Source organism: Brevundimonas sp., assembly GCF_052436175.1.
In the GTDB taxonomy this organism is placed as follows: Bacteria; Pseudomonadota; Alphaproteobacteria; order Caulobacterales; family Caulobacteraceae; genus Brevundimonas.
The window spans coordinates 37,058-55,795 of the sequence record NZ_JBQVNM010000010.1 but is presented as its reverse complement, the minus strand read 5'-3'; the positions used below and the strand labels follow the sequence as shown (position 1 = coordinate 55,795).

The window sequence follows — 18,738 nt, the reverse complement described above, 5'->3', positions numbered from 1 at the left end:
CGCGCAAACTCCGCCTCAAGTTCGCGCGCCTCAGGCATTTGTCTTGCTTATGGACGTCGCCCGCTTTTCCCGGGCGCGGTCGGGGGCTAATCCCCTCCCATGACCTCCCGCATCCGTTCCGCCTACGACATTCGCGTCGACGAGGGCGTGCTCAATCCCGATCCGGCCCAGGCGCCATTGATCGCGGAACTGGAGCGGCTGGAGGAGGATCTGACCAAGAAGGGGTTCTTCGGCGCCCAGCCCGAGGTGCGGGGCCTCTACATCTGGGGACCGCCGGGGCGGGGCAAGTCCATGTTGATGGACCTGTTCGTCGCCACGACGCCGGAGCCGCGCAAGGAACGCGCCCACTTCCACGCCTTCATGGCCCGGGTGCACGACCTGGTTCGCCAGTGGCGCGAGGGCGACAGAAAGCAGCGCCAAGCCGTCTTCGGGACGCACAAGGGCGACGATCCCATAGAACCGATCGCCGCCCTGATCGCCTCGGAGGCGCGGCTGCTGTGCTTCGACGAGCTTCAGGTCACCGATATCGCCGACGCCATGATCCTGGGTCGGCTGTTCGAGGCTCTGTTCGAGCGGAAGGTGGTGCTGGCCGTCACCTCCAACCGGGCGCCCGACGACCTGTACAAGAACGGGCTGAACCGGCAGCTGTTCGTCCCCTTTATCGACGAGATCAAGCAACGGTGCGTCGTCGTCGAGATCGACGGGGCGCGCGACTGGCGGCTGGACCGGCTGAAGGGGTCGCCTGTCTGGTTCGGGCCTACCCCGGCAGACCACGCCGCCTTCGAGGCCCTGTGGACCGACCTTCGCGGCGGCATGCATGAGGCCCCGACCCATCTGGAGGTTTTGGGCCGCGACGTGGTGGTCGAGCGCACCGCCGGCGGACTGGCCCGCGCGACCTTCGAGGAATTGTGCGCCCGCCCGCTCGGGCCGCAGGACTATCTGGCCATGGCCGGGCGGTTCCACACCCTGTTCATCGACGGGGTGAAGACCCTGGGGCCGGAGCGGCGTCAGGAGGCCCGCCGGTTCGTGACCCTGATCGACGCCCTCTATGAGGCTAAGACGCGACTGGTGGTTCAGGCCGACGCGGCGCCGGAGGCCCTCTATCCCACCGGCGACGGCGCCTTCGAGTTCGAGCGGACCGTGTCGCGGCTGCAAGAGATGTCCAGCGCCTCATGGCTGGAAGCCGCCGCCCACGACTGACGTCTCGACTTCGCCGTATTCGCCGATAGTGTCGGCGGCATGAAACCTGTCGTCCTCGCCGCCGCCGCCCTGCTCGCCTCCGCCGGATCCGTTCTGGCCCAGACCGCCCCGGCCGCCCCGCCCGCCGCCCCCGCACCCGCCGCGGCGCCCGAGCCTCGTCCCGTCCCCGGCCTGAGCGCCGCGACCCTGACCGCCTGGCTGGCGACTCAGGGCGCCACGGCCGAGCCGGTCAAGCAGGACGGCGACCGCCGCTACATGCGCGTCACCACCGACGGCCTGCCCTGGATCCTGTTCCTGCAATCGTGCGACGGCGACGTCTGCTCGGACCTCCAGTTCACCGCCGGCCTGGCCAACGCCCAGGTCACCCCGGCGAAGATCAACGACTGGAACCGAGACCGCCGCTTCATGAAGGCCGTCTACGAGCCCGGCGAGGCCGGTGGCCCGCCCTCGGCCCTGGCCCAGTTCGACGTGCTGGTCCCGTCCGGCGGCGCCGAGGAACTGACCGACCCCCTGGCCATCTGGCGCAGCCTCCTGCCCGAGTTCGTCCGCGTCATGACCACCGACCGCACCACCGCGACGCCGACCGTCGCCCCGGCCGCACCGGGCGGCTGAAGCCGCCATAGCTGAGACTGGATGTACCTCGGCCGAGGTGTCCCGCGTCAGCGGGCCTCCGGTGGTAAGGACGACCCGATGTCGTTCATCACAACGCACACGGCGAGCCACGACGAATACGACGAGGTCGCGACCAGTCCCGTTGTGGTCGCTGTGACATCCCTGTGCTCGTCGTGGTGAACCCAGGCGCAAGACCGAGGCCCGCCATCGCGGGGCGCGGACCGCCAAAACTCAACCTGGATCCCGGCAAAGAAAAAGGGCCGTGGAGATCTCCACGGCCCATCTCAACTCCGGTGTCAGAGGTCGCTGCTCAAGCCAGCGAGGGCTCGATGTCCTTGCAGGCCTGGATCAGACCCTGGACCGACTCCACCGACTTCTTGAACATGGCCTTCTCGTCGTCGTTGGTGGTGAACTCGACGATCTTCTCGACGCCGTTGGCGCCGATCAGGGCCGGAACGCCGACATAGAGGTCCGACAGGCCGTATTCGCCCGACAGCCAGACGGCGCAGGGCAGGACGCGCTTCTGATCCAGCAGATAGGACTTGGCCATGGCGATGGCGCTTTCGGCCGGAGCGTAGAAGGCCGAGCCGGTCTTCAGCAGGGCCACGATCTCGCCGCCGCCCTTGCGGGTGCGGGTCACGATGGCGTCCAGATCGGCCTGGGACAGGAAGCCCGCCGCGACGGCGTCAGGCAGGGACAGGCCGCCGACAGTCGAGTGGCGCACCATCGGCACCATGTCGTCGCCGTGACCGCCCAGGGTCCAGGCGTGGATGTCCTGAACCGAGACGCCGGTCTTTTCCGACAGGAAGTAGGCGAAGCGGGCCGAGTCCAGCACGCCGGCCATGCCGACAACCTTCTCCTTCGGCAGGCCCGAGAACTTCTGCAGGGCCCAGACCATGGCGTCGAGCGGGTGGGTGATGCAGATGACGTAGGCGTACGGGGCGTGGGCCTTGATGCCTTCGCCGACGGCCTTCATGACCTTGAGGTTGATGGAGACCAGGTCGTCGCGGCTCATGCCGTCCTTGCGCGGCACCCCGGCGGTGACGATGCAGACGTCGGCGCCGGCGATCGCGGCATAGTCGTTGGCGCCCTTCAGCGAGACCGACGACCCGAAGACCGAGGTGGCCTCGGCGATGTCCAACGCCTTGCCCTGGGGGGTGCCCTCGGCGATGTCGAACAGGATCACGTCGCCCAGGGCTTCGCGCGCGGCCACATGGGCCAGGGTGCCGCCGATCATGCCGGCGCCGATGAGGGCGATCTTTGCGCGAGCCATACGCATCTCCTTCTGGGCCTGACGCACGTTCGCGCGACTTGAGGCCGGGGGTTGAAGGCCGTCGCCGGGGAGCGGCTCGGGCCGTTTGCAGTTGCGAGAAGAAATCGTTGGGCGGCGGTCTAGACCTGCAAGTCCGCTGGAGCAAGCGCCCCGCTTTACGGCCTTGGTCGGGGCTGCGAAGGTGGGGACCAACCGGAGGCTGTCCCATGCGTATCCTGCCCGCCGTTCTCGCCCTTTCGACCCTCGGCGCGGCCGTCGCGCCGCCGGTCCTCGCCCAGACCCCGCCCGCCACCATCGGCCAGCAGTATGTGCCCGCCCCTTGGTGGATGCGCGATCCGGTCATCGCCTCGATCGGACAAGTGCGGGTCGAGATCACGGCCAACCGCGCCGGGTTCAACGCCAGCTTCCAGGCCATCGACCGCTCGGCCGCCGAGGCGTCGCGCAAGGCCGCCGATCAGGTTCGGGCGCTCAGCCAGACCCTGGCAGGCTACGGCGCGGACAAGGTGCGGGTCGAGACCACCCTGAACACCCGCCCCCTGTACGAACAGTACCGCGACGAGGCCGGGAACCTTCGCGACAACATCCGCCCCGACAAGATCCAGCGCTATCAGACCGAGGCCTCGGTGCGGCTGACCGTGCGCGACATCGCCGTGCTGGAGCGGGTCTATGCCACCGTGGTGGCGACCCAGCCGACCAGCATCAGCCCGGTCTGGTTCACTCTGGAGCCCGAAAACAGCTGGAAGGCCAATCTGGCCGCCGAGGCGATGAAGGACGCCCGTCGCCGGGCCGAGGCCGCCGCCGTGAACGCCGGAGCCCAGCTGGGCTCGGTGCGCGTCATCGACCCCACTGGCCGCGCCTGCCAGACCGATGTCCTGGCCGGCTGGCCCTCCTATTCTGCAGCGGGAGGGCAGCAGACAACTGTGGACGGGGAGGTGGTGACCGGATCGCGCATGGAGGCGATGATGGCCCCGCCCCCACCGCCGCCCGCACCTCCGCCGCCTCCGCCCGCACCGGGCCAGCCGCCGTCGGAAACCCAGATCGAGGCGGCGCGTCTGGCCCTGCAGCCGCCGCTTCAGGTCCTGACCGACAGCGCCTGCGTGGTCTATGGCCTGCGCTGAGGCGGCATGAGCGTGTTCGAGGTCGATTCCGCCTTCGAGGCCGGCTCCGTCGCCGTGGCAGACTGGCCCCTGTGCCATGTGAGGCTTCAGAACGACGGCCGGTTCCCCTGGTTGATCCTGATTCCACGCGCGGCGGGCGCCGTGGAGTTCGAGGATCTGTCGGCGGACGACCGCGCCCGGCTGATGGAGGAGGTCGTCGCGGCCGGGCGGGTCGACCGCGCCCTGGGCGTCCTCATGGGTCGCCCGGTGGACAAGCTGAACACCGCCGCCCTGGGCAATGTCACCGCCCAACTGCACGTCCATGTCGTGGGCCGCCGTCGTGACGACCCGCTCTGGCCCGATCCGGTCTGGGGCCGGCCGGGCGCCGCGCCGCATCAGCTGGAGACCCTGAACCGCCTGATCGAAACGGTGAAGCGAAGCCCGGTCTAGAGAGACGCAGGGGTAAGGGCGACGCTTCGCTCCCGACGCCCCTCGTCAAGCAGCCCGACCCAATGACCGGCCACGTCGAGCAGACGGAGCCGGGCGTCGTCCGCGAGGTCGATGCGCACCTCGGCGCCGTCGCGCGCCACCGTCCCGATCATGCCCGAGCGACGGGCGCCGCGCGCCGTGGTCCGGCTCCACGCCCCCTCGACGGCCTGCCCTTCGCCAGGATCGGTCAGGGCCAGTTCCATCACCGTCAGCCCCCGGTCGTCGATCACACGCCAGACCCCGTCGAGCGGGCCCATCAGGGCCTGGGCGGCGCGACGCCGGTCCTCGACGGCGACCTGATAGTCGCCGTCCGCATCGGGGCGGCCCGCCGCGCGGCGCGGGCGGCCGACCGCATCGCCCTCGGCCCGTTGCCGACCAAAGTCCGACGGCGGCTCATAGGGGGCGATCGCCGGGCGGCGATAGACGACCGGCGGGGGCGCGACGGCGGGCGAAGTCGTCGTCTGCGGGTCGGAAAGGCCGAGGATCGCGAGCGCGAACAACACCATACCCCCACCCTGGGGCGCCGGCCCGAGGCTTGCCTAGTGCCTCGACGCCACACCTGAAACCGGGACTGCGGCCAAGCTGGCCCGGGTTTTTCGCCGCAGTGCAGCGCGCCTGCGTTGACACCCCCGGCGCGCGGTCACTAAAGCCATGGCACGCAGTCCCGACGCCTGATTTTTCAGGGCTTTTGAGAACCATTCGCATGACTCAGCCCAAGCACGCCGCCCCGAAGGGAGGGATGAGCGATCGCACCGGCCGCTTCGTCGTCCAGCCCAACGGTCACAAGACGCCCCTGTCTCCGCACATGGAGGTCTGGCGCTGGCACATCACCATGGCGGCCTCCATCCTGTTCCGCGCGACGATCATCGCGGCGGGCGTGGGTTCGGTCTTCGTCCTGGGCTGGCTGGCGGCGCTTGGTTTCGGACCCGAGGCCTATGCGAACTTCACCGCCTTGGCCGCCTCGCCGCTCGGCCTGTTCGTCGGCTTCGGCCTGACGGTGGTGCTCTTCTCCCTGATCCTGAACGGCGGGCGTCACCTGCTCAACGACGCCCTGATCGGTCTGGACGTGAAGACCGCCAACCTGCTGTCCCAGATCGCCGTCTGGGGCCCGCTCGTCCTCGGCGTCCTGTTCTGGATCGCCCTGTTCGCCACCGGGAGGGTTTCGCTGTGAGCGGTCCCGCGAAATACAGAAACGACGTCAAGATCTCCGAGCGCCACGGCGCCGGGGAATGGGCCACAGAGAAGGTCGCCCTGCTGGCCTTGATGCCCCTGGGCGTCTGGGTCGCCTCCAGCGCCTTCACCCTGGCGGGCAAGGACTATGCGGCCGTGGCGGCCTGGGCCGCCGACAAGCTGAACGCCGGACTTCTGGTCCTGACGGTGCTGTTCTTCTTCGGCTTCTCCAGCCTGGCCTGGAAGGTCGTGATCGAGGACTACATCCACAAGCCGGGGACCAAGGGCGCGCTGATCGCTCTGCTGAACCTGGTCTGTTTCGTGCTGGCCGCGGCCGGCGTCTTCTTCATCGTGCGGCTGGCGCTGGGTTCCGCGCCGCTGCCGGCCGGGGTCTGATCCGCAATGGCTGCCTATGAGTTCGTCGATCACGCCTATGACGTCGTCGTCGTCGGCGCCGGAGGCTCCGGCCTTCGCGCCGCCCTCGGCGCGGCCCAGCAGGGGCTGAAGGTCGCCTGCGTCACCAAGGTCTTCCCGACCCGCTCCCACACCGTGGCGGCCCAGGGCGGCATCTCCGCCTCGCTCGGCAACATGGGCGAGGACAGCTGGCAGTGGCACATGTACGACACCGTCAAGGGGTCGGACTGGCTGGGCGACCAGGACGCCATCGAATACCTGGTCCGGAACGCGCCCAAGGCCGTCTACGAGCTTGAACACTGGGGCGTGCCCTTCTCGCGCACCGAGGAAGGCAAGATCTACCAGCGCGCCTTCGGCGGCATGACCCGCAACTTCGGCGAGGGCCCGGTGCAGCGCACATGCGCCGCCGCCGACCGCACCGGCCACGCCATCCTGCACACGCTCTACGGCCAGTCGGTGCGCCGCGAGGTGAAATTCTTCGTCGAATACTTCGGCCTCGACCTGATCATGCAGGACGGGGTCTGCACCGGCGTGACCGCCCTGCAACTCGACAACGGACAGCTGCACCGCTTCCGCGCCAAGATGGTCATCCTGGCCACCGGCGGTTACGGCCGCGCCTATTTCAGCGCCACCTCGGCCCACACCTGCACCGGCGACGGCAACGCCATGGTGCTGCGCGCCGGCCTGCCGCTGCAGGACATGGAGTTCGTCCAGTTCCACCCGACCGGCATCTATGGCGCCGGCTGCCTGATCACCGAGGGCGCGCGTGGCGAGGGCGGCTACCTGACCAACTCCGAGGGCGAACGCTTCATGGAGCGCTATGCGCCGACCGTGAAGGACCTGGCCCCGCGCGACATGGTCAGCCGCTCGATGACCATCGAAATCCGTGAAGGCCGGGGCGTGGGTCCGAAGAAGGACCACATCTTCCTCCACCTGGATCACCTCGATCCCAAGATCCTGCACCAGCGCCTGCCGGGCATTTCGGAATCGGCCAAGATCTTCGCCGGGGTGGACGTCACCAAGGCGCCGATCCCGGTTCTGCCGACCGTCCACTACAACATGGGCGGCATCCCGACCAACTATCACGGCGAGGTTCTGACCCTGCGCGACGGCAATCCCGACAGCGTGGTGCCCGGCCTGATGGCCGTGGGCGAGGCGGCCTGTGTGTCCGTGCACGGCGCCAACCGCCTGGGCTCAAACTCCCTGACCGACCTGGTGGTGTTCGGTCGCGCCGCCGGCCTGCGCGTCGGCGAGGTGGTGGACAAGACCTCGGCCGTGCCGGACGCCCCCGCCAGCGTCACGGACGCCCACATCGGCCGTCTGGATCGCTTCCGCCACGCCAACGGCTCGACCCCGACCTCGCACCTGCGCCTGGCCATGCAGCAGGCCATGCAGGCCGATGCGGCGGTGTTCCGCACCGGCGAGACCCTGCAACAGGGCGTGGACAAGCTGCGCGCCATCGACGCGCAAGGCTCGGACATCAAGACCACCGATCGCGGCCTGATCTGGAACACGGATCTGGTCGAGACGATGGAATACGACAACCTGATCGCCCAGGCCCTGGTGACCATCGAGGGCGGTCTGAACCGCACGGAATCGCGCGGCGCCCACGCCCGCGAGGACTTCCCCGACCGCGACGACGTGAACTGGATGAAGCACACCCTGGCGTGGAAACGTCCGGGCCAGAACGTCCAGATCGACTACCGCCCGGTGCACAACTACACCATGTCCGACGACGTCTCGTATATCGAGCCCAAGGCGCGGGTTTACTAAGATGGTCCAGCTCACCCTCCCCCGCGGTTCCAAGCCCAACAAGGGCAAGGTCCACAAGGCCCCGGCCGGCGCCAAGAACGTCAAGACCTACAAGGTCTATCGCTACGACCCCGAGGTCGACGCCGATCCGCGCTGGGACGTCTATGAGGTCTCGGCCGACGACCACGGCCCGATGCTGCTGGACGCCCTGATCCACATCAAGAACGAGATCGACCCGACCCTGGCCTTCCGCCGGTCGTGTCGCGAGGGCATCTGCGGCTCCTGCTCGATGAACATCGACGGGCGCAACACCCTGGCCTGCACCAAGGGCTGGGATGAATGCCAGTCCTCGAACATCACCGTCTCCCCCCTGCCCCACCAGCCGGTGGTCAAGGATCTGGTGACGGACCTGAGCCTGTTCTACGCCCAGTATGACTCGATCCAGCCCTACCTCCAGTCCGACGAGCCGGACCCGGAAAAGGAGCGTCTGCAGTCACCGGAAGACCGGCTGAAGCTGGACGGCCTGTATGAGTGCATCCTCTGCGCCTGCTGCTCGACCTCCTGCCCCAGCTACTGGTGGAACCAGACGGAATACCTGGGTCCGGCGGCCCTGCTGCAGTCCTACCGCTGGATCGCCGACAGCCGCGACGACGCCACGGACAAGCGCCTCGACGACCTCGAGGACCCGTTCAAGCTCTACCGCTGTCACACCATCATGAACTGCGCCCAGGTCTGCCCCAAGGGACTGAACCCGGCCGAGGCCATCGCCAAGACCAAGGCCCTGATGGTGTCGCCGAGCCGGAAGAAGCAGGCTGCCTGAACCGATGGCCGAGGTCCTGCTGTTCTCCTACGGGACGCTTCAGGACCCGGCCGTCCAGATGGCCAACTTCGGTCGCCGTCTCGAAGGGGCGGCCGATGTCCTGACCGGCTTTTCCATCGGCGAAATCGAGATCACCGATCCCGAGGTCATCGCCGAAAGCGGCCTGACCCATCACCTGATCCTGCACCCCACCGACGACCCGGCCGATGTCGTGCCGGGCGTGGTCTTCCGCATCACGGAACAGGAACTGGCTGCCGCAGACCGCTATGAGGCCGAGGACTACAGACGGGTTCTGGCCCCGCTGACCTCGGGCCTTGAAGCCTGGGTCTATATCGCCGCCTGACGGGGCGATTGGCTAGACGGCCAGCCTGAGCCCGCAGTGGGCGGCGAAGTGACGAAAGTCATCGTCGCTGGTGATGAGGGTGGCGTCTGCATCCAGACAGAATTGCGCGATGAGGGCGTCAGCCAATTTCGCCTTTCGACCGTTTCGACGCACCATTTGGCGGGTCAGGCCGGCGCGCGACCAGAAACCTTCGATAAGCTCGAGCCGGGGCAAATCATTGAGCACCGCCAAAAGCGCGGGCTGGGGATTAGGAAACGACAGCAGTTCGGCCTCCACCGGCGGCGGAAGATAGAGGCTGTCCTCATCCATCGCGGCCTCGAGCGCAGTCGTCTGAGGGGTGTCGAGGCCCTTGAACCAATCGATGAGCGTGCTGCTATCAACGGCGATCACTTACCGAGCCGTCCCAGTCATGATCCTTGTCCTCTCGCAAGTCAGCCAGGGTAGCGCCTCCCGCCTCGAGGTCCATCGTTCCTCGCAAGGCGCGAAGACGTGCATAGGCGTCGGCCCGCTTCATGCGCCGAAGGGCCTCCCGCAGGGTTTCGCTGACACCGAGTCCCGTCACACGCTGTCCGTCGTCCAACAGGTCGGCGGGAATGAAGGCCGTAATTTTTCGCATCTCTCCCATACGGCCAGTATGCCATACAACAGGTATGGCATCAACTTACGGCCTTGCCTCTGGCCGCCGCCTTGATAAGACGCCCTGATGGCGAAGATCACCTACATCGAACACGACGGCCGCGAGCATGCGGTCGAGGTCAAGACCGGCCTCAGCGTTATGGAAGGCGCGATCCGCAACAATGTGCCGGGCATCGACGCCGACTGCGGCGGGGCCTGCGCCTGCGCGACCTGCCATGTCTATGTCGATGAAGCCTTCGCCGCCGAGACGGGCCGGCCCTCGGCCATGGAGGAATCCATGCTGGATTTCGCCGACAATGTGCAGCCCAACAGCCGCCTGTCCTGCCAGATCCGGGTGTCCGACGACCTGGACGGCCTGATCGTGCGCCTGCCGGAAAGCCAGCACTGAGCCTCCGGGCCGACAGACGCAGCCGTAACGCCGTTTCGGGCGTTGGGTGATCCATGGCCCTGTTTTCCCGCTCCCCCCGCCCCGACGAACGCCGCACCGAGCCCCGGCGGCTGGTGGATTCGCGCGGACTGATCCTGTCGGACGGTCAGGAGACCCGGTGTCTGATCGTTGACGTCTCCGACAGCGGCCTGCGTATCCGGCTGGACCGGACCATGGGCCTGCCGCCGGTGATCGTGGTGGTGGACCTGACGGCGGGCACGGCCTGCGAAGCCCAGGTGGCCTGGAGCAAGGGTCAGGATCTGGGCCTGAAATGTTCGATCAAGGCCACGCCCCTGACCGGACTGGTGCCGGGGCGGCTCGCGGCGGCCAAGGACGCCTGGATGCGCCATCGCGCCCAATGAGCGACGGTCGCGCCGGATTCGGTCCGAACGTCCGTTAGACTGTCATCGCCGATATGCGGAGAGGCAGGCACATGGCTCCATCCGACAACAATCTCGCGGCCTCCATCGCCCTGACGCGATTCGGCCTGGGCGCGAGGCCCGGCGAGATCGACGCGGTCTCGCGCGACCCCCGGGCCTGGCTCGAGGGTCAGATCCGGCCCACCGGCGCGCCTCAGCCCGCCGGAGAGTTCCCCGACTCCAGCCAGCGGGTGCTGCAATTCGCGGCGTATCGCGACGCCGCTTCGAACGCGCGTCAGATACGCCGCCAGGACGCGCCTGCGACCCCGGCTGCGAGGGCTCCCGCCGCCATGGTCCCCGCCATGAACGCCGCCCCGGTAGAAAACCCGCAGGCCCAGGCCGCCTTCGACGCCCGGCGGATGGAGCGGCGCAATCTGGTGCAGGACACGGCCCAGGAATTCCTTGCCCGCGCCCAGCTCGGGGCGGGCACGCCCGACGGCTTCGCCGAGCGCTGGGCCCTGTTCTGGGCCAACGCCCTGACCGTGTCGGCGGTGAAGTTCCAGAGCGCCGTCTTCATCGGCCAGTATGAGCGCGAGGCGATCCGCCCGCATGTGTTCGGCCCGTTCGCCGACCTGCTCGTGGCGGCCGAACAACATCCGGCCATGCTGCTCTACCTGGACCAGGCCCAGTCGGTCGGGCCCAACAGCCTCGCGGGTCAGAGACGGTCGGCCGGGCTGAACGAAAACCTCGCCCGCGAGATCCTGGAGCTACATACCGTCGGCGCCGAGGGCGGCTACAGCCAGGCGGATGTCACCGAATTCGCCCGGGCCTTGACCGGCTGGTCGCTGGAGGGCCAGGCCGCAGGCCAGCCCCGGCGTCCGAACGCCCGGCGCGCGGCCCTGGTCGCCGACCAGCCCGGCCGAAACGGCTTCGCCTTCCGTCCCATCCTGCATGAGCCCGGCGAGCGCACGGTCATGGGCCGGCGTCACCCCGAGGGCGGAGAGGCCCAGGGCGAGGCCATCCTGCGCGACCTCGCGACCCGGCCGCAGACGGCGAAGCGGCTGGCCCACCGGATCGCCGTCCATTTCGTCGCCGACGATCCGCCGCCGGCCTTGGTGGCCACGCTGGAGAAGGCCTGGCTGTCGTCCAACGGCCGTCTCGACGTCGTCGCCCGCGCCCTGATCGCCGCCCCCGAGGCCTGGACACCTTCGCCCGCCAAGGTGAAGACCCCCTATGAGTTCATCGTCTCGACCCACCGGGCCCTGGGCACCACGCCGCAACGTCCGCAGGGTCTGCAGCAACCGCTGATCGCCATGGGCCAGCCGGCCTTCTCCGCGCCCTCGCCCGAGGGCTGGCCGGACACGGCTGCGGACTGGGCCGGGCCGGACGCCCTGGTCAAACGGCTGGAATGGGCCTCGACCGTCGCCGACGTGGCGCGGGGCCAGAGGGAGCCGGTACAGATCGCCGAGGCGGCGCTGGGCGCCCGCCTGACCGACCGCACCCGCACCGCCGTGTCGCGCGCCGAGAGCCGCCCCGAGGCCCTGACCCTCTTCCTCATGTCGCCGGAGTTCCAACGCCGATGACCGACCTCATCCACACGCCCCGCCTCGCCCTTGATCGCCGCCGCCTGCTGGCCGGACTCGGCGTCGGCGGGCTCAGCCTGACCTTCGCCGGACAGGCAGCGGCCCAGACCGCCGGCGGACGACCCAAGTTGGTCGTGGTCATCGCCCGCGGCGCCATGGACGGACTGTCCGTCACCGCCCCCTGGGCCGACCCCGACTACATCCGCCTGCGCGGCCCGCTCGCCATGAAGGCGCCGGGCGAGGCCGAGGGCGGGCTGAGGCTGGAACAGGGTTTCGCCCTGCATCCAGCCCTGGCCGGTCTCCACGGCCTCCATGGCCAGGGCCAGCTTCGTTTCGCGCCGGCCGTCGCCATCCCCACCCGCATCCGCTCCCATTTCGACGCCCAGGACATGCTGGAAAGCGGCGGCGAACGGCTGCATCAGTCCGACAGCGGCTGGCTGAACCGGGCGCTCGGGGCGGTCAATGGGCGCGGCCTGTCGATCGGCGCCCAGACGCCCCTGATCCTGCGCGGCCCGGCCGAGACGTCCAGTTGGGCGCCCGGGGGCCGAATCGGCGGCGACGACCGCCTCGCCTCCCTGCTGCAAGATCTCTACGTCGAGGACCGGATGCTGGCGACCAATCTGGCGCGCGGTCTCGAAACCGAGGCCCTGGCTCAGTCCATGGCGAGCGGAACCGACGGGTCGCCCCGCCGGGGCGATGCTGCGGGTCTCGGCTCGGCCGTCGCCAGACTGATGACCGGCGAGAGCGGGGCTGACGTGGTCGCCCTGTCGCTGGACGGCTGGGACACCCACGCCCGCCAGAACGCCCAGCTTCAGGCGCGCCTGACCCAGCTTGACCAGTTGGTCGGCGGCTTGCGTCAGGGTCTGGGCGGCGAATGGAGCCGCACCGTCGTGATCGTCGCCACCGAATTCGGCCGCACCGCGCGGGTCAACGGCACCCAGGGCACCGACCACGGCACGGCCTCGACCCTGATGCTGGCGGGCGGCGCGATCAAGCGCGGCGGCCCCATCGGCGACTGGCCGGGACTGTCTGACGCCGCCCTGTTCGAGAACCGCGACCTGGCCCCCACCCTGGACGTGCGGGCGGTGTTCAAGGGGGTGCTGCGCGACCATCTGGGCGTGGACCGCGCGGTGCTGGACGCCCAGGTCTTCCCCGACAGCGGCGCCGAGGCGCCGGCCGTGACCGGGCTGGTCTGATCATCAGTCGATCGCCGGCATGGTCCCGGCGTTGATGGCGATACGGCCGATCAGGCCCTTGACGATCAGGTCCAGCGGCTGGCCCTCGCGGTAGTCGGCGGCGGCGACGAAGTTGACCCGGTCCTCCGAGATCAGACTGTAGATCTTCTTCTGATCCTTCTCGGAGTTGCGCGGGTCATAGACGGCGATCGAGAAGCCGCCCTTGGTGTGCATCATCTTCATGGTCGGCACGTCGGTGTCCCCGTCGCCCAGGAAGATCATCCGCTCGAACGGTATCCGGCGATCCTCGTCGGCGGTGAACCGGTTGATCCGCTCGTGATCCCAGTGGTTCAGCACCCCCTTGTTGATGCGGAACAGATACTGGGTCTTGGTGGTGTAGTTGACGCCGACGGCAGGCCAGATCGCCACCCCGTGATCGTCATAGGCGAACTTGGACGCGAAGACGTGGTGGAAGGCGTCGCGGATGGGACAGCCGTCGATCATCTCTTCCAGACCGGCGGAGATGATGTAGTGCTCGATCTCCAGCCCGTATTTCGCGCCGATGGCGTCGATGCGCTCGAACCAGCCGGGGCCGGTCAGGTCTGACTTCAGGCCGTCGAACAGCTTCACCTCCTGTCCGTGCTCGGCCAGAAGCGCCTTGGTGATGGGCTGGTCGCTGTGCCGCGCCCGTTGCAGCATCAGCTGCATATACATCAGGATATTGTCGCCGTCCGCCGACTTGGTCAGCTTGTCCGCCTCGCCCCAGAAGTCGCCGATGTCCATGCCGACGGAGGGGATGAAGGTCACCTCCTGCATGTTCCCCCGCGCCAGGGTGCCGTCGAAATCGTAGATCAGGGCGGTCTTGAGGAGGGGGGTGTCGGCCATGTCGAAGGTCCGGTGAGCTGAGGCACTAGGCACTAGGCAACAGGCAACAGGGGCGCAACCCACGCATCGCCAGCCATTGGCCTCCTATTGCCTGTTGCCTGCTCCCTGTTGCCTGATGCCTATCGCCTCAACCGAGCGCCAGCTCGGGCGCACCGCCGACCGCCTCCGCCAGCGGCAGATGCAGAATGAAGGCCGCGCCCTTGCCGGGTTCACTCTCGACCTCGGCCCAGCCGCCGTGGAGTTCGACCAGGGCCTTGACCAGGGCCAGGCCGACGCCGGGGCCGCCGCGTTCGCGCCGCACGAAGCGGTCGAAGACGTGGGCCTGGAGGTGGTAGGGGATGCCGCGGCCGGTGTCCTCGACCCTCAGTCGGACCTCTGCGGCGCCGTATTCGGCCGACAGCCGCACCCGGCCCCCCTCGGACACCGCGCGTGCGGCGTTGTCGAGCAAGTGATCCAGAGCCTGACGAATGCGGCGGGCGTCGGCGCGAATGGACGAGGGGCCGTCGCCGTGTTCGACGCTCAGGGTCGCGCCGCGTCCCTCGATGCGGGCGCGCACGGCGTCGGCGGCGTCGCTCAACAGGGTGTCCACCCGCATCTCGCCGATGGACAGCTCCATCTCCCCCGCGTCGATCTGGGCCATGTCGAGCACGTCGTCGATGGAGCGGGCCAGCTGGTTGGCGGCCGAACGGATGGCGCCCGCGTGCTGGCGGCTGCGTTCCGGCAGGTCGCCGAGCGTCTCCAGCAGTTCCGAATAGCCGACGATGGTGGTCAGGGGGGTGCGCAGCTCATAGCTGACCGAACCGACGAACTCCCGCTTCAACGCCTGGCTTTCCTCCAGCGCCGCAGCCTTGGCCGCCAGGGCCTGTTCCAGTTCGCGCCGGGCCGTGACGTCGGAGAAGGCCACAAGGGTCGCGCCGTCCGGCAGGGGGCGGGTCTGCCAGGCGGCGATCCGGCCGTCGGCGGTCCGCCCTTCGCCCGAGATCGGCACACGGCTCTCCGGGTCGGGGTCGGCGACCCGCGCCTTCAGCCCGAGCCAGAGCGCCGGATCAGGCATGGTCTCACGCGCCAGGGCGGCCACGGCGTCGAAATCCCCGGCCTCGGTCAGACGCTCGGCGGACAGGCCCCAGAAGCTCTCGAAGGCGTCGTTGTGCAACCGCAGCCGCCCGTCCGACCCGAACACGGCCACGGCGTCGTTCAGCTTGTCGAGCGTCGCGGTCTGGACCTGGATCTGGGCGTTGTAGCGGCTGCGCAGCTGCAGCTCGTCGGTGATGTCCGAGAACAGCAGCAGGATGCCGCCGAGCGGATGGGGCTGGCGCACGACGCGCAACGTCCGGCCATCCGGCAGGGACCAGCTGTCGTCCGGCGCGGCCTCGGCGGCACCGTAGAAGTCGAGCTCGTTGGCCTTCCAGCCCGCGTAGTCGACGACCTCGGGCAGTTGTCGCTTCTGGCGCAGCCGATCCAGCAGCTCGGCGTGCGTCGGCCGCTCGTCCAGCCAGGCCGGATCGATGTTGAACAGCTGCTGGAAGGCGGTGTTGTGGAAGGCCAACCGCTTGGCCGGACCGAAGATGGCCACGGCGTCGGCCAGGTGATTCAGGGTCTCGTCATGGGCCTCGACGTGGCGACGCAGGGTGTCGCGCGTCTCCTCGGCGTCGGTCATGTCGACGGCGAAGGCCAGCACCACCCCGGCGGCGGCGAGGGGCTCGGCGACGATGCGCCAGGCGCGGCGGCGGTCGCCGCCCGTGGTCCAGCGGAAGCCCTCCTGACGCACGGCCAGGCGCCGCGCCTCGTTCAGGATCGAGTCCGCGCCGCGGTCGAAGCTCAGCGACTGGGTGCGGGCCTCGTCGAGGCTCTGGGCGCCGACCTCGGCCAGCCAGGCGCGGTTGGCCCAGACCAGACCCCCGGTGCGATCCACCACCCAGGTGGGCGCCGGAGAGGCATCGGTCAGCAGGCCCAGACCCACGTCCACCCCCGGCCCATGCTCCTGCCCCGGCGCCAGCCTCAGCCAGGCGGCGCCCAGCCCGGGCCGCCCCTCGATCGTCCAGACGCCCGAGGCCGTCTCCAGGGTTTCATCGAAGGGGGCGCCGGCGTCCACCAGGTCGCGCAGGGCTTCGGGGAAGGCGGCGCGCAGGATGGACAGCAGGGCCTGGCCATCGTCCAGCGAGGCGGCGTCGGTCGCCGGAGCGACGGCGGCCCGCGCCGCCTGCACCGCCGCCGGAGCGCCCAGCAGGGCCGAGATCGCCCCGTCCGGCGTCAGTCCGATGCGGACGTCGTCGAAGGCCGACAGGGCGCCGTCTCGCTCCGACAGGCCGGCGGCCTGGAGGGCGGCCCGACGTTCGGCCGCCGCCTCCTGCGCGGCGACGCGACGGCGCAGACGCCACGCCCAGGCGCTGATCGACAGGGCCAACCCCGCCGCCCCCGCCGCCGCCACAAATGCGATTTCGGCCTCCGCCATGCCTTCACCCGCCGATTCGTCGATTCACCATACCGGAGAAGTGGCGAGTGACGAGTGGCGAGTGGCGAGAACTGGGCTTTGAGGTCGCAGTCCGGCGGTCGACGCTTGTGGCCGGGCGAGGCGGTCCCCACAGTCGTCACTCGTCACTCTCGCCCAGAGCCCCGATGCCTCCCTCTCCCGACTGGACCGATCGCGCCGCGCCTTCGCTGGAGGATTTCGCCGCCCTGGCCGAGGCGGCCTTCGCCGCCCTGCCGGAGATGTTCCGTCAGGCGGCGGGCGAGGTGGTGTTCCGCATCGACGACTTTCCCGACGAGGAGACCCTGGCCCATTTCGGCATGGAGGATCCGTTCGAGCTGACCGGCCTCTATCAGGGCGTGGACATCGGCCGTCGCGATTCCATGGGCCCGGCCGCCGAGCCCTCGCGCATCTTCCTCTATCGCCGGCCCATCCTCGACGAATGGTGCGAGCGCGGCGACGTGGGCCTGGACGAACTGATCGCCCACGTCCTGATCCACGAGATCGGCCACCATTTCGGCCTCGACGACGACCAGATCCACGCCATCGAGGACGAGGCGGACTGATCGTCGGATCAGGTCACCGGAACGGCGGCTCGTCGAAGGCGCGCAGCTTGCGGGAATGCAGGGTGTTCCCCTCCTCGCGCAGCAGGTCCACGGCCTTGATGCCGATCTGGAGGTGCTCCGAGATCGAGCCCTCATAGAAGCGGTTGGCCTGGCCCGGCAGCTTGATCTCTCCGTGCAGGGGCTTGTCCGACACGCAGAGCAGGGTGCCGTAGGGGACGCGGAAGCGATAGCCCTGGGCGGCGATGGTGGCGCTCTCCATGTCGATGGCGACGGCGCGGCTCTGGTTGAACCTCAGGGCCGACTTGGAATAGCGCAGCTCCCAGTTCCGGTCGTCGGTGGTCACCACCGTGCCGGTGCGCAGGCGTCGCTTGACCTCCTCGCCCGGCGCGCCGGAGACGATCTTGGCCGCGTCATAGAGGGCGCGCTGGACCTCGGCGATCGAGGGGATGGGGATGTCCGGCGGCAGGACCGCGTCCAGCACATGGTCGTCGCGCAGATAGGCGTGGGCCAGAACGAAGTCGCCGATGGTCTGGGTCGGACGCAGGCCCCCGCAGTGGCCGATCATCATCCAGACGTGCGGCCGCATGACCGCCAGGTGGTCGCAGATGGTCTTGGCGTTCGACGGCCCGACCCCGATGTTGACCAGGGTGATGCCCGTCCGCCCCGGCGCCGTCAGGTGATAGGCCGGCATCTGGTGTTTCTTCCAGGCGGCGTCCATTGCGGCGGCCTCAGGGTCGGCGGTCTCGGATGAGATCGTCACCCCGCCGGCGCAGGACAGGGTCTCATAGGGACTGTCGGGATCCCGCACCTGTTCCAGGGCCCAGCGCACGAACTCGTCGACATAGCGATTGTAGTTGGTGAACAGGACGTAGGACTGGACGTCCTCGACCGGCGTGCCGGTGTAGTGACGCAGCCGGGCCAGGGAGAAGTCGGTGCGCAGGCCGTCGAACTGGGACAGGGGGAAGTCCTCGTCCGCATCCCACAGGCCGTCGGAGATCTCGTCGCCGATATGGGCCAGGTCCGTGGTCGGGAACCAGCGGGCGATGGCCGCCGTCATCGACCGGTCCAGCACCACGTCGGAGCCGTCCAGCACATAGGGGAAGGGGATTTCCTGCTCCGACGGCTCGACCTCGAAGGTCGCGCCATAGTCCTGTTCCAGCAGGGTCAGCTGTTCCATCAGATAGGGGCGGAACAGGTCGGGCCGGGTGACGGTGGTGGAATAGACCCCCTGTCGCGACAGCCGGGCATAGGCGCGGGTCTCGAGATTGGCGGGGCGGTCGCCGAACCAGCTGACCTTGAGCTGGGGGTAGGCGAAGAGTCCTCTGGCCCTGGCCTCGACATCGACGCGCTCGCCGGTGTCGATGAAGGTCTTCACTGCCTCACGCAGATTGGCGACCGATTGGGTGTAGAGGGTTTCGAGGCGGTCCAATGCCGCCGATGCGTTCATCTGTTCTGTCATGACCTCCCATA

Annotated in this window: 20 protein-coding genes; 14 read left to right on the top strand and 6 right to left on the bottom strand. The window is 68.9% G+C overall.

Annotated elements, in window-relative coordinates; genetic code table 11:
• Positions 1 to 99 precede the first annotated feature (99 nt).
• Positions 100 to 1,200 (top strand): cell division protein ZapE, encoded by a 1,101-nt coding sequence (gene zapE / locus ACT6QK_RS04365; protein WP_444596585.1) that lies wholly within the window; start codon positions 100 to 102, stop codon positions 1,198 to 1,200.
• A 39-nt stretch (positions 1,201 to 1,239) separates the two neighbouring features.
• Entirely contained in the window at positions 1,240 to 1,812 is a 573-nt protein-coding gene (locus ACT6QK_RS04360; protein ID WP_444596584.1) for a YbjN domain-containing protein, read from the top strand.
• Positions 1,813 to 2,122: 310 nt separating this feature from the next.
• On the opposite strand, the gene mdh is transcribed toward ACT6QK_RS04360, so the two are convergent.
• Positions 2,123 to 3,085: a malate dehydrogenase gene (gene mdh / locus ACT6QK_RS04355; protein WP_444596583.1), complete on the bottom strand. Its 963-nt coding sequence runs from the start codon at positions 3,083 to 3,085 to the stop codon at positions 2,123 to 2,125.
• A 206-nt stretch (positions 3,086 to 3,291) separates the two neighbouring features.
• Between mdh and ACT6QK_RS04350 the strand changes: the two genes are divergently transcribed.
• Positions 3,292 to 4,203, top strand: coding sequence for an SIMPL domain-containing protein (locus tag ACT6QK_RS04350; protein WP_444596582.1), 912 nt, complete (start codon positions 3,292 to 3,294; stop codon positions 4,201 to 4,203).
• A 6-nt stretch (positions 4,204 to 4,209) separates the two neighbouring features.
• Positions 4,210 to 4,632, top strand: a complete 423-nt coding sequence (locus ACT6QK_RS04345) for an HIT domain-containing protein (protein WP_444596581.1) — start codon at positions 4,210 to 4,212, stop codon at positions 4,630 to 4,632.
• Here the strand turns inward: ACT6QK_RS04345 and ACT6QK_RS04340 are convergent.
• Positions 4,629 to 5,174, bottom strand: coding sequence for a hypothetical protein (locus ACT6QK_RS04340; RefSeq protein ID WP_444596580.1), 546 nt, complete (start codon positions 5,172 to 5,174; stop codon positions 4,629 to 4,631). The genes ACT6QK_RS04345 and ACT6QK_RS04340 overlap by 4 nt on opposite strands.
• 236 nt (positions 5,175 to 5,410) lie before the next feature.
• Between ACT6QK_RS04340 and sdhC the strand changes: the two genes are divergently transcribed.
• From sdhC to ACT6QK_RS04315, 5 genes are read left to right on the top strand one after another with little or no spacing between them, the layout of a single operon-like run.
• A complete protein-coding gene (sdhC, locus tag ACT6QK_RS04335) occupies positions 5,411 to 5,842 on the top strand; it encodes a succinate dehydrogenase, cytochrome b556 subunit (protein WP_444596579.1) in 432 nt (143 codons plus the stop codon).
• On the top strand, positions 5,839 to 6,237 hold the full coding sequence (sdhD, locus tag ACT6QK_RS04330; protein ID WP_444596578.1) for a succinate dehydrogenase, hydrophobic membrane anchor protein: 399 nt from the start codon (positions 5,839 to 5,841) through the stop codon (positions 6,235 to 6,237). Before sdhC ends, sdhD begins: the two co-directional genes overlap by 4 nt.
• A 6-nt stretch (positions 6,238 to 6,243) precedes the next feature.
• The gene (sdhA, locus tag ACT6QK_RS04325; protein ID WP_444596577.1) at positions 6,244 to 8,028 is read left to right on the top strand and encodes a succinate dehydrogenase flavoprotein subunit; all 1,785 of its coding nucleotides are present in this window, start codon (positions 6,244 to 6,246) and stop codon (positions 8,026 to 8,028) included.
• 1 nt (position 8,029) lies between these two features.
• Positions 8,030 to 8,827: a succinate dehydrogenase iron-sulfur subunit gene (locus ACT6QK_RS04320; RefSeq protein ID WP_444596576.1), complete on the top strand. Its 798-nt coding sequence runs from the start codon at positions 8,030 to 8,032 to the stop codon at positions 8,825 to 8,827.
• Positions 8,828 to 8,831: 4 nt separating this feature from the next.
• Positions 8,832 to 9,170 (top strand): gamma-glutamylcyclotransferase family protein, encoded by a 339-nt coding sequence (locus ACT6QK_RS04315; protein WP_444596575.1) that lies wholly within the window; start codon positions 8,832 to 8,834, stop codon positions 9,168 to 9,170.
• A gap of 12 nt (positions 9,171 to 9,182) precedes the next feature.
• On the opposite strand, the gene ACT6QK_RS04310 is transcribed toward ACT6QK_RS04315, so the two are convergent.
• A complete protein-coding gene (locus ACT6QK_RS04310; RefSeq protein WP_444596574.1) occupies positions 9,183 to 9,560 on the bottom strand; it encodes a PIN domain-containing protein in 378 nt (125 codons plus the stop codon).
• A 313-nt stretch (positions 9,561 to 9,873) separates the two neighbouring features.
• Here ACT6QK_RS04310 and ACT6QK_RS04305 point away from each other — a divergent pair, with 313 nt between their 5' ends.
• The 4 genes from ACT6QK_RS04305 to ACT6QK_RS04290 all read left to right on the top strand — a co-directional run bounded on the left by ACT6QK_RS04305 (position 9,874) and on the right by ACT6QK_RS04290 (position 13,371).
• Entirely contained in the window at positions 9,874 to 10,194 is a 321-nt protein-coding gene (locus ACT6QK_RS04305) for a 2Fe-2S iron-sulfur cluster-binding protein (protein WP_444596573.1), read from the top strand.
• 53 nt (positions 10,195 to 10,247) lie between these two features.
• Entirely contained in the window at positions 10,248 to 10,595 is a 348-nt protein-coding gene (locus tag ACT6QK_RS04300) for a PilZ domain-containing protein (protein ID WP_444596572.1), read from the top strand.
• A gap of 71 nt (positions 10,596 to 10,666) precedes the next feature.
• Entirely contained in the window at positions 10,667 to 12,175 is a 1,509-nt protein-coding gene (locus ACT6QK_RS04295; protein ID WP_444596571.1) for a DUF1800 domain-containing protein, read from the top strand.
• Entirely contained in the window at positions 12,172 to 13,371 is a 1,200-nt protein-coding gene (locus tag ACT6QK_RS04290) for a DUF1501 domain-containing protein (RefSeq protein WP_444596570.1), read from the top strand. The genes ACT6QK_RS04295 and ACT6QK_RS04290 overlap by 4 nt, the downstream gene beginning before the upstream one ends.
• 3 nt (positions 13,372 to 13,374) lie before the next feature.
• On the opposite strand, the gene ACT6QK_RS04285 is transcribed toward ACT6QK_RS04290, so the two are convergent.
• Both ACT6QK_RS04285 and ACT6QK_RS04280 read right to left on the bottom strand, forming a co-directional pair.
• Positions 13,375 to 14,235 (bottom strand): HAD family hydrolase, encoded by an 861-nt coding sequence (locus ACT6QK_RS04285; RefSeq protein ID WP_444596569.1) that lies wholly within the window; start codon positions 14,233 to 14,235, stop codon positions 13,375 to 13,377.
• 127 nt (positions 14,236 to 14,362) lie between these two features.
• The gene (locus ACT6QK_RS04280; protein WP_444596568.1) at positions 14,363 to 16,687 is read right to left on the bottom strand and encodes an ATP-binding protein; all 2,325 of its coding nucleotides are present in this window, start codon (positions 16,685 to 16,687) and stop codon (positions 14,363 to 14,365) included.
• Between the two features lie 164 nt (positions 16,688 to 16,851).
• On the opposite strand from ACT6QK_RS04280, the gene ACT6QK_RS04275 reads away from it, so the two are divergent.
• Positions 16,852 to 17,268 carry a metallopeptidase family protein gene (locus ACT6QK_RS04275; protein ID WP_444596567.1) on the top strand — a complete coding sequence of 139 codons (417 nt, stop codon included), beginning with the start codon at positions 16,852 to 16,854 and terminating at the stop codon, positions 17,266 to 17,268.
• 13 nt (positions 17,269 to 17,281) lie between these two features.
• Here ACT6QK_RS04275 and ACT6QK_RS04270 read toward each other — a convergent pair whose 3' ends face one another.
• Complete coding sequence (locus ACT6QK_RS04270; protein WP_444596566.1) at positions 17,282 to 18,727, bottom strand: AMP nucleosidase; 1,446 nt, start codon at positions 18,725 to 18,727, stop codon at positions 17,282 to 17,284.
• Positions 18,728 to 18,738: the final 11 nt, after the last annotated feature.

Excerpts from the sequence above, each read along its gene's own strand:
- zapE (WP_444596585.1), top strand. The coding sequence starts at position 100 with ATGACCTCCCGCATCCGTTCCGCCTACGACATTCGCGTCGACGAGGGC.
- ACT6QK_RS04360 (WP_444596584.1), top strand. The coding sequence starts at position 1,240 with ATGAAACCTGTCGTCCTCGCCGCCGCCGCCCTGCTCGCCTCCGCCGGA.
- mdh (WP_444596583.1), bottom strand. The coding sequence starts at position 3,085 with ATGGCTCGCGCAAAGATCGCCCTCATCGGCGCCGGCATGATCGGCGGC.
- ACT6QK_RS04350 (WP_444596582.1), top strand. The coding sequence starts at position 3,292 with ATGCGTATCCTGCCCGCCGTTCTCGCCCTTTCGACCCTCGGCGCGGCC.
- ACT6QK_RS04345 (WP_444596581.1), top strand. The coding sequence starts at position 4,210 with ATGAGCGTGTTCGAGGTCGATTCCGCCTTCGAGGCCGGCTCCGTCGCC.
- sdhC (WP_444596579.1), top strand. The coding sequence starts at position 5,411 with ATGAGCGATCGCACCGGCCGCTTCGTCGTCCAGCCCAACGGTCACAAG.
- sdhA (WP_444596577.1), top strand. The coding sequence starts at position 6,244 with ATGGCTGCCTATGAGTTCGTCGATCACGCCTATGACGTCGTCGTCGTC.
- ACT6QK_RS04320 (WP_444596576.1), top strand. The coding sequence starts at position 8,030 with ATGGTCCAGCTCACCCTCCCCCGCGGTTCCAAGCCCAACAAGGGCAAG.
- ACT6QK_RS04315 (WP_444596575.1), top strand. The coding sequence starts at position 8,832 with ATGGCCGAGGTCCTGCTGTTCTCCTACGGGACGCTTCAGGACCCGGCC.
- ACT6QK_RS04305 (WP_444596573.1), top strand. The coding sequence starts at position 9,874 with ATGGCGAAGATCACCTACATCGAACACGACGGCCGCGAGCATGCGGTC.
- ACT6QK_RS04300 (WP_444596572.1), top strand. The coding sequence starts at position 10,248 with ATGGCCCTGTTTTCCCGCTCCCCCCGCCCCGACGAACGCCGCACCGAG.
- ACT6QK_RS04295 (WP_444596571.1), top strand. The coding sequence starts at position 10,667 with ATGGCTCCATCCGACAACAATCTCGCGGCCTCCATCGCCCTGACGCGA.
- ACT6QK_RS04290 (WP_444596570.1), top strand. The coding sequence starts at position 12,172 with ATGACCGACCTCATCCACACGCCCCGCCTCGCCCTTGATCGCCGCCGC.
- ACT6QK_RS04285 (WP_444596569.1), bottom strand. The coding sequence starts at position 14,235 with ATGGCCGACACCCCCCTCCTCAAGACCGCCCTGATCTACGATTTCGAC.
- ACT6QK_RS04280 (WP_444596568.1), bottom strand. The coding sequence starts at position 16,687 with ATGGCGGAGGCCGAAATCGCATTTGTGGCGGCGGCGGGGGCGGCGGGG.
- ACT6QK_RS04275 (WP_444596567.1), top strand. The coding sequence starts at position 16,852 with ATGCCTCCCTCTCCCGACTGGACCGATCGCGCCGCGCCTTCGCTGGAG.
- ACT6QK_RS04270 (WP_444596566.1), bottom strand. The coding sequence starts at position 18,727 with ATGACAGAACAGATGAACGCATCGGCGGCATTGGACCGCCTCGAAACC.